This window comes from uncultured Reyranella sp. (assembly GCF_945957355.1).
Lineage (GTDB): Bacteria > Pseudomonadota > Alphaproteobacteria > Reyranellales > Reyranellaceae > Reyranella.
The window spans coordinates 23,223-29,881 of the sequence record NZ_CAMFKM010000034.1 but is presented as its reverse complement, the minus strand read 5'-3'; the positions used below and the strand labels follow the sequence as shown (position 1 = coordinate 29,881).

The 6,659-nt window shown below is 67.7% G+C and carries 7 protein-coding genes; 5 read left to right on the top strand and 2 right to left on the bottom strand.

What is annotated here, in order from left to right; all coding sequences use genetic code 11:
• The coding region (locus Q0Q48_RS27665) for a pitrilysin family protein (protein WP_295145563.1) at window positions 1-1,163 on the top strand (1,163 nt) is incomplete at its 5' end.
• 80 nt (window positions 1,164-1,243) lie between these two features.
• Here the strand turns inward: Q0Q48_RS27665 and Q0Q48_RS27660 are convergent.
• Window positions 1,244-2,044, bottom strand: coding sequence for an aspartyl/asparaginyl beta-hydroxylase domain-containing protein (locus Q0Q48_RS27660; RefSeq protein ID WP_295145561.1), 801 nt, complete (start codon window positions 2,042-2,044; stop codon window positions 1,244-1,246).
• Between the two features lie 213 nt (window positions 2,045-2,257).
• Between Q0Q48_RS27660 and Q0Q48_RS27655 the strand changes: the two genes are divergently transcribed.
• The 4 genes from Q0Q48_RS27655 to Q0Q48_RS27640 all read left to right on the top strand — a co-directional run bounded on the left by Q0Q48_RS27655 (window position 2,258) and on the right by Q0Q48_RS27640 (window position 5,389).
• Window positions 2,258-2,827: a GNAT family protein gene (locus Q0Q48_RS27655; protein WP_295145560.1), complete on the top strand. Its 570-nt coding sequence runs from the start codon at window positions 2,258-2,260 to the stop codon at window positions 2,825-2,827.
• Between the two features lie 30 nt (window positions 2,828-2,857).
• Window positions 2,858-3,727, top strand: coding sequence for a dioxygenase (locus Q0Q48_RS27650; RefSeq protein WP_295145559.1), 870 nt, complete (start codon window positions 2,858-2,860; stop codon window positions 3,725-3,727).
• Complete coding sequence (locus Q0Q48_RS27645; protein WP_295145557.1) at window positions 3,727-4,467, top strand: ABC transporter ATP-binding protein; 741 nt, start codon at window positions 3,727-3,729, stop codon at window positions 4,465-4,467. The genes Q0Q48_RS27650 and Q0Q48_RS27645 overlap by 1 nt, the downstream gene beginning before the upstream one ends.
• 148 nt (window positions 4,468-4,615) lie before the next feature.
• Entirely contained in the window at window positions 4,616-5,389 is a 774-nt protein-coding gene (locus Q0Q48_RS27640) for an ABC transporter permease (RefSeq protein WP_295145555.1), read from the top strand.
• A 1-nt stretch (window position 5,390) separates the two neighbouring features.
• Here Q0Q48_RS27640 and Q0Q48_RS27635 read toward each other — a convergent pair whose 3' ends face one another.
• A complete protein-coding gene (locus Q0Q48_RS27635) occupies window positions 5,391-6,602 on the bottom strand; it encodes an MFS transporter (RefSeq protein WP_295145554.1) in 1,212 nt (403 codons plus the stop codon).
• Window positions 6,603-6,659: the final 57 nt, after the last annotated feature.

Below are 6,659 nucleotides of genomic sequence, written 5' to 3'. Positions count from 1 at the left end.
CGCGCCACGAGACCGCCGAGCTGAACGGCATGGCCCACATGCTGGAGCACATGGCGTTCAAGGGCACGCGCACCCGCAGCGCCCGAGCCATCGCGGAAGAGATCGAGAATGTCGGCGGCAGCCTGAACGCCTACACGGGCCGCGAGATCACCGCCTATCACGCCTCCGTCCTCAAGGAGGACGTGGCGCTGGGCATCGAGATGGTCTCGGACATCCTGCGCAACTCGGTGTTCGACCCCGACGAGTTGCAGCGCGAGCGCGGCGTCATCCTGCAGGAGATCGGCCAGGCGCTCGACACGCCCGACGATCTCATCTTCGACCAGTTCCAGGAGACCGCGTTGCCGGGCCAGCCGCTCGGCCGGCCGGTGCTGGGCACCGCCACGTCGGTCGAGGCGATCGGCCGTGACGATCTCTTCGCCTATCTTGCGCGCCACTACACGGCCGGGAACATGGTCCTGTCAGCCGCGGGTCGGGTCGAGCACGACCAGATCGTCGATCTCGCCGAGAAGCATTTCGGCTCGGTGGCACGCACGCCGGCCAATGCGGCGCAGCCGGTGCCTCTGGCCTATGTCGGCGGCGACGGCCGCGAGCAGAGGGTGCTCGAACAGGCGCATCTCGTGCTGGGCTGCGAGGGCATCGGCTACCGCGACCCCGACTATTTCGCGCTCGCCATCTACTCGACCCTGTTCGGCGGCGGCATGTCCTCGCGCCTGTTCCAGCGAATCCGCGAGGAGCGGGGACTGGTCTACGGGATCCATTGCTTCAACACGGCCTATGCCGATGGCGGCCTGTTCGGCATCTACGCCGGCACCGGCGAGGACGATCTGGCCGAACTTGTGCCGGCGGTGTGCGAGGAGTTCGTCACCGTGGCCGATACGCTGAACGAGCAGGAACTCGTGCGCGCCCGCAACCAGATCAAGGCCGGCACGCTGATGGCGCTGGAATCGAGCGGCGCTCGTTGCGAGCAGGCGGCGCGCCACCTGATCGTCCACGGCCGCACCATTCCCTACGCCGAGATCGTGTCCCGCATCGAGGCGGTCGATCAGGACGCCGTCCGCCGCGTCGCCCGCCGCCTCCTGCAGGGCGAACTCACGCTTGCCGCCCTGGGCCCGATCCACGGCCTCGAATCCCTCGACAAGATCGCCTCGCGTCTCGCTGCCTGATCGTCGTTATTATTGGAGCGCGTCGCTCCAGTTGCGCTCGTGAATCATGAGAAGGGCGCCACTGGAGTGGCGCGCTCCATTTAGGCAGCGTGCGCCAAGTCGGGTTGGGCTGCCGTGCGGGGCGGGACGCCGATCGAGGCGCGTTCGATGACGGTGAGGACTTCGGTGCTGCGGCGGACGATGTTGTAGCGCAGGCCGGTGTAGAGGTTCACCGGGAAGGGCATCGGGGCGTTGAAGTCGATGATCAGCACGACGCGCGTCTCGTCGGTCTGGTTCTTCACCCAGTGTTCGCGCGTGTCGTCGAACACCAGCGGCTCGCCTTCCCGCCAGAAGAAGTGGTGGCCGCCGATCTCGATCCAGCACTTCTCGGGTTCCTTCGGCACGATCAGCGGATAGTGGAAGCGGATCACGCCGGCAGCGGACCCCCGGTGCGGCTCGATCTCGGCGCGGCCGGCCAGGATGCTGAACAGCGCGGAGTGGACGCCGGGAATCCTGGCGATGGCGGCCATCGTGTCGGGCACCGCCGCCGCATTCTCCTTCACTTCGTGGCCCCACAGCTTCAGCAGGAAGGTACGCCAGGCACGACCCGGGACGTAGAGGTCTCGCGGATGGACCTCGTGGAGGGCCGGGATCTCTTCGTGGTGGCTCAGCAGGTAGTCGAGGTCGGCCTTGATCTTGGCGTGGCTCTTCTTGAGTTCACCCAGGACCGGGAAGGCCTTCAGCGCGTCCTCGCCCCCCAGCGGCAGCTTCGGCATGTTCCGCAGGATCATGTCGGAGAGCTTGAGGTTGAAGTCCTCCAGCGGCTGCTGCGGAAGCCAGATGTGCTTGGTCAGATAGAATCTGCCCTTTTCGCCGACATTGGGTTTGCTAGCCGATTCCATGACCGATGTGCCTCGAAGACTTTTGGAAGTTGCGATGTGGGGATGTAGTACGCCCGTCTGGCCAAATGGCGGCGGCTCACCTGGCGCCGACGGGCACAATGGACCGTCTCGATTTCCTACGTCAAACTTCGGAAAACATGCAAGACTTGCGAAGAACCATTACCATAGCCTGAAATGTTTCGCTTTGCCGACGTCCCATTGTCGCTGTCAGGGATGACCCGGATCACCGGGAAGCGCGTGTTCCTGCGTGCGCCGAGCATGGACGATTGGCCGGAATGGGCCGAGTTGCGCGCCCGCAGCCGGGCCTTCCTGACCCCCTGGGAACCCACCTGGCCAGAGGATTCGCTGGCGCGAGATCATTTCCGGCGCCGGCTGCGGCAGCAGATCAAGGAATGGCGGTCGGGGGAGGCCTACGGCCTGTTCGTCTTCACCAACGAGGGCCGGCGGCTGGTCGGCGGCATCAACCTCAGCAATGTCCGCCGCGGCGTCGCCCAGGCCGCCTCCGTCGGCTACTGGATGGGCCAACCCTATGCCGGCCGGGGCCTGATGACCGACGGGTTGCGCGCCACCCTGCCATTTGTCTTCGATGATCTCCGCCTGCACCGGCTCGAAGCCGCCTGCCTGCCGCACAACGAGCCTTCCAAGGCCGTGCTGACCAAGGTCGGTTTCCACGAGGAGGGGCTGGCCCGGCAGTATCTGCGGATCAACGGCCAGTGGGCCGACCACCTGCTGTTCGCGCTGCTGCGCGCCGACTACGACGCTCTGTTGAGAGCGCCGCGGTAACGGGCCGAGGCCCCGATCCCAGGAGCGTTCATGCGCAATCTCACCCCGACCTCGATCACCCAGGCCTTCGCCGACTATGCGCGCAACGCGCCGTCCGAGCGCGCACGGACGCTGCTGGTCTCCCTGGCCGGCCACCTGCACAGCTTCGTGCGCGACAACAAGGTGACGCAGGCGGAGTGGGGCGCCGCCATCGATGCCCTCACGCGCGCCACCCGGTTCACCGACGACAAGCGCAATGAATACATCCTGTTCTCCGATCTGCTCGGCGTGTCGTCGCTCGTGGACATGGTGAACGCCGCCGGCAACGGCACGCCGTCGTCCGTGCTCGGCCCGTTCCATATCGAAGGTGCGCCGGCGCTGCCGAACGGCGGCGACCTGTGGCACGGCCAGGTGGGCGAGCCGCTGGTCGTGAGCGGTCGCGTCGTCGATGGAAAGGGAGCGCCGGCGAAAGGCACCGTGTTGGCGATCTGGCAGAATGCCGGCAACGGCCTCTACGCCCAGCAGGACGCCGCGCAATCGCCGACCAACTATCACGCGCGTCTCGCGGTGGCCGAGGATGGCACCTTCGCCTTCACCACCGTGCGGCCGGTCTCCTACAAGGTGCCCGACGACGGGCCGGCCGGCGACATGCTGCGCATTCTGGGCCGCGATGCCTGGCGGCCGGCGCATCTGCACATGATCGTCCAGGCGCCCGGCCATCCGCCGCTGATCACCGAGTTCTTCCCCGAGGATGACGCGCATCTCGATGGCGACGCGGTATTCGGCGTGCGCGCCGGCCTCGTCCTGCCGTTCGCCAGGGTGACCGATCGCGCGGCGCTGCCGGCCAACCTCGCCGCGCGGGACTCGCTTCCGTTGCCGGTCTGGGCAACGCGCCTCGATCTGACCCTGCCCGCGGATTGATGCCGCTCGTCCGCGTCCGCGACGTCTCACAGGTCTTCGCGAACGGCGTCCGGGCGCTGGATGGTGCGTCGCTCGACATCGAGGCCGGGGAATTCCTGAGCGTGCTCGGCCCCTCGGGCTGCGGAAAATCGACGCTGCTGCGCCTGATCGCGGGGCTTGCCGTGCCGACCGCCGGCACGATCGATTGGCCCCAGGGAAGGCCTGACCTGGGCTTCGTCTTCCAGGAACCGACCCTGATGCCGTGGACGACGGCGCTGGCAAACGTCGCCCTGCCACTGAAGCTGCGCGGAGTGGTGCGTTCCGAACGCGAGGCGCGCGCCGCTGACGCGCTGGCGGGCGTGGGGCTCGTAGGCTTCGAGAAGAGCTATCCGCGCGAACTGTCCGGCGGCATGAAGATGCGCGTTTCGATCGCGCGCGCGCTGGTCACAGCACCCAAGCTCCTGCTCATGGACGAGCCCTTCGCCGCGCTCGACGAGATCACGCGGCGCCAGCTCAACACCGATCTCCTGGAGCTGTGGCAACGCACGCGCTTCACCGTCGTGTTCGTGACCCATTCGGTGTTCGAATCCGTGTTCCTGTCCCAGCGCATTGTGGTGATGAGCGCACGCCCCGGCCGCATGCGCTCCGAACTCGCCATTTCGGCGCCCTATCCGCGCAGCGAAGCCTTCGGCACCTCCGCCGACTATGCCGCCCTCTGCCGCCTCACTTCGGCGCGGCTCTCGGAAGCGACGGTGGCATGAGAGCCCATCCTTTAGAGCACGTCCTCATGCTGAGGAGCCGGGCGAAGCCCGGCGTCTCGAGGTATGGGCTGCAAACGCTTCGCCTGATCCCATCCTTCGAGACGCGACGCTGCGCGTCGCTCCTCAGGATGAGGCTGGGGATGATCCCATGAGCGCCCGCATCGTCGCGCCGGTTCTGATGGGGCTCGTCATGCTGGCGCTGTGGGAGGGCCTCGTCCGGGCAATGGCGATCCCGCCCTACATCCTGCCGGGACCGATCCTGGTGACGAAGACGTTGATATCGGACTGGGGCACGCTCTGGCCCGCACTCCTCGTGACGCTGCGCATCACCCTCGAGGCTTTGCTGGCCGCGGTGGTGGTCGGCATCCTGCTGGCGCTGCTGTTCTCGCTGTCTCGCTGGATCGAACTGTCGCTCTTTCCCTACGCCATCATCCTGCAGGTGACGCCGATCGTGGCCATCGCGCCGCTGATCATCGCCTGGGTCGACGACGTCAACGTCTCGCTGCTGATCTGCGCCTGGCTGGTGGCTTTCTTCCCGATCCTGTCCAACACCGTGCTGGGCCTGCGCTCGGTCGACCGCAACCTGCTCGACCTGTTCGAACTCTATGGCGCGAGCCGCTGGCGTACGCTGCTCGATCTACGCCTGCCGGCGGCGCTGCCGTACTTCCTGGGAGGCCTGCGCATCTCGGGCGGACTGGCGCTGATCGGCGCGGTCGTGGCCGAGTTCGTCGCGGGCTCGGGCGGGCGGGAATCGGGCCTCGCCTACCGCATCCTCGAATCGGGCTATCAGCTCAAGATCCCGCGCATGTTCGCGGCCCTGGTGCTGATCTCCGCGGCGGGCATCGCGATCTACCTGCTGCTGTCGCTGGTCTCACACCTGCTGCTGCGCCGCTGGCACGAAAGCGCCCTGAAGGACGAATGAACTATGCGCCGCGCAGCGCCGCCCGGCCGAGGAAGAACGACGCCGTCGCCACGCCGGCGGCCAGCAGCAGATAGCCCGCCTCGTAGACGCCGGTGATGGCCAGCACGGAGCGAAAGAGGAGCGGCGACAGGAGTGCACCGCAGAACACGAAGAGCTGCGTTGCCCCGGTAAATTCCGCCGCCCGTCCCGGCGGCGCCCGCGACGCGCTCTCGGCGATGAACACCCCGTTCCAGCCGACGGCGGTGCCACCCAGGATCGTGCAGACGATGTAGACGGCGCCGGTGGGCCAGGCGGGCGTCGAGAACGCCATCACGGTCGCGGCCATCGCGATGATGGCGCCGATGCCCGCCAGCACAGCCGACGGCCGGCGCAGCAGGTCGGCGAGCGCGCCCCAGAAGACACGACCGAAGGCGCCGGCGACCGTTGCCGCCGAGAGCAGCGCACCGGCAAGCACGTAGGACATCTGCAAGCCATCGACGGCGTAGACGACGGTGAAGTTCACGACGATCGCCTGTGTCGCCGAGAACAGCATGCCGATGAAGCACATCGGCCGCAGGATCGGGTCGCGCCAGGCGAGCTGCAGCGGCTCGAAGATTTCCGCCAGCGTCGGCAGGCGCGCCGGGCCGACGCTGCGCTCGTCGTCGTAAAGGGCGCGCAAGGGCTGCATGGCCGCGGCTGCGACGATCGAGAGGAAGCCGACCGAGGCCGCGGCCCAGCGCCAGCCGAAATCGAGCGCGAGGGTCGGCAGCACGGCGCCGCAGATCGCGAAGCCGACGGGCACGCCGCTCTGCTTCAGCGAGAAGGTGACGTTTGCCAGGCGCGGCGGCGACACGCGGGCCAGGATATGCGAGCTGGCGATGGTGAGTGGGCCCGAGCCCAGCCCGACGATGAAGGCCGAGAGGGCGGCCATCGCGACGCCGCCCGTCGCGAAGACGAAGGAGCCCAGCGCCGCGATGGTGAGCCCGGTCTGGATGAAGCGGATCGGTCCCAGCCGACGGGTGAGCGGGCCGCCGCCCACGGTCGAGATCATCGCCGCGAGATAGACGATCGACACGTAGTAGGCGACATCCGCGGCGGCGACGCCGAACTCGGCGGCGGCGGCGGGCGCCAGCACCGAGGCCTGGTTGAAGACCATCGTCGAGATGACCTGGATCAGCGTCAGCGAGGCGAGGGCGGTGAGGTAGCGACGAAGGTCGGTCGGCGCGGCGGGCATGCGCCGGGACTATAACGACCGGGTTCAGGCGGGCGAGAAAACTCTCGACGAGACACG

Bases quoted from the DNA above. Each gene is read 5' to 3' on its own strand.
- Q0Q48_RS27660 (WP_295145561.1), bottom strand. From the start codon at position 2,044: ATGGAATCGGCTAGCAAACCCAATGTCGGCGAAAAGGGCAGATTCTAT.
- Q0Q48_RS27655 (WP_295145560.1), top strand. From the start codon at position 2,258: ATGACCCGGATCACCGGGAAGCGCGTGTTCCTGCGTGCGCCGAGCATG.
- Q0Q48_RS27650 (WP_295145559.1), top strand. From the start codon at position 2,858: ATGCGCAATCTCACCCCGACCTCGATCACCCAGGCCTTCGCCGACTAT.
- Q0Q48_RS27645 (WP_295145557.1), top strand. From the start codon at position 3,727: ATGCCGCTCGTCCGCGTCCGCGACGTCTCACAGGTCTTCGCGAACGGC.
- Q0Q48_RS27640 (WP_295145555.1), top strand. From the start codon at position 4,616: ATGAGCGCCCGCATCGTCGCGCCGGTTCTGATGGGGCTCGTCATGCTG.
- Q0Q48_RS27635 (WP_295145554.1), bottom strand. From the start codon at position 6,602: ATGCCCGCCGCGCCGACCGACCTTCGTCGCTACCTCACCGCCCTCGCC.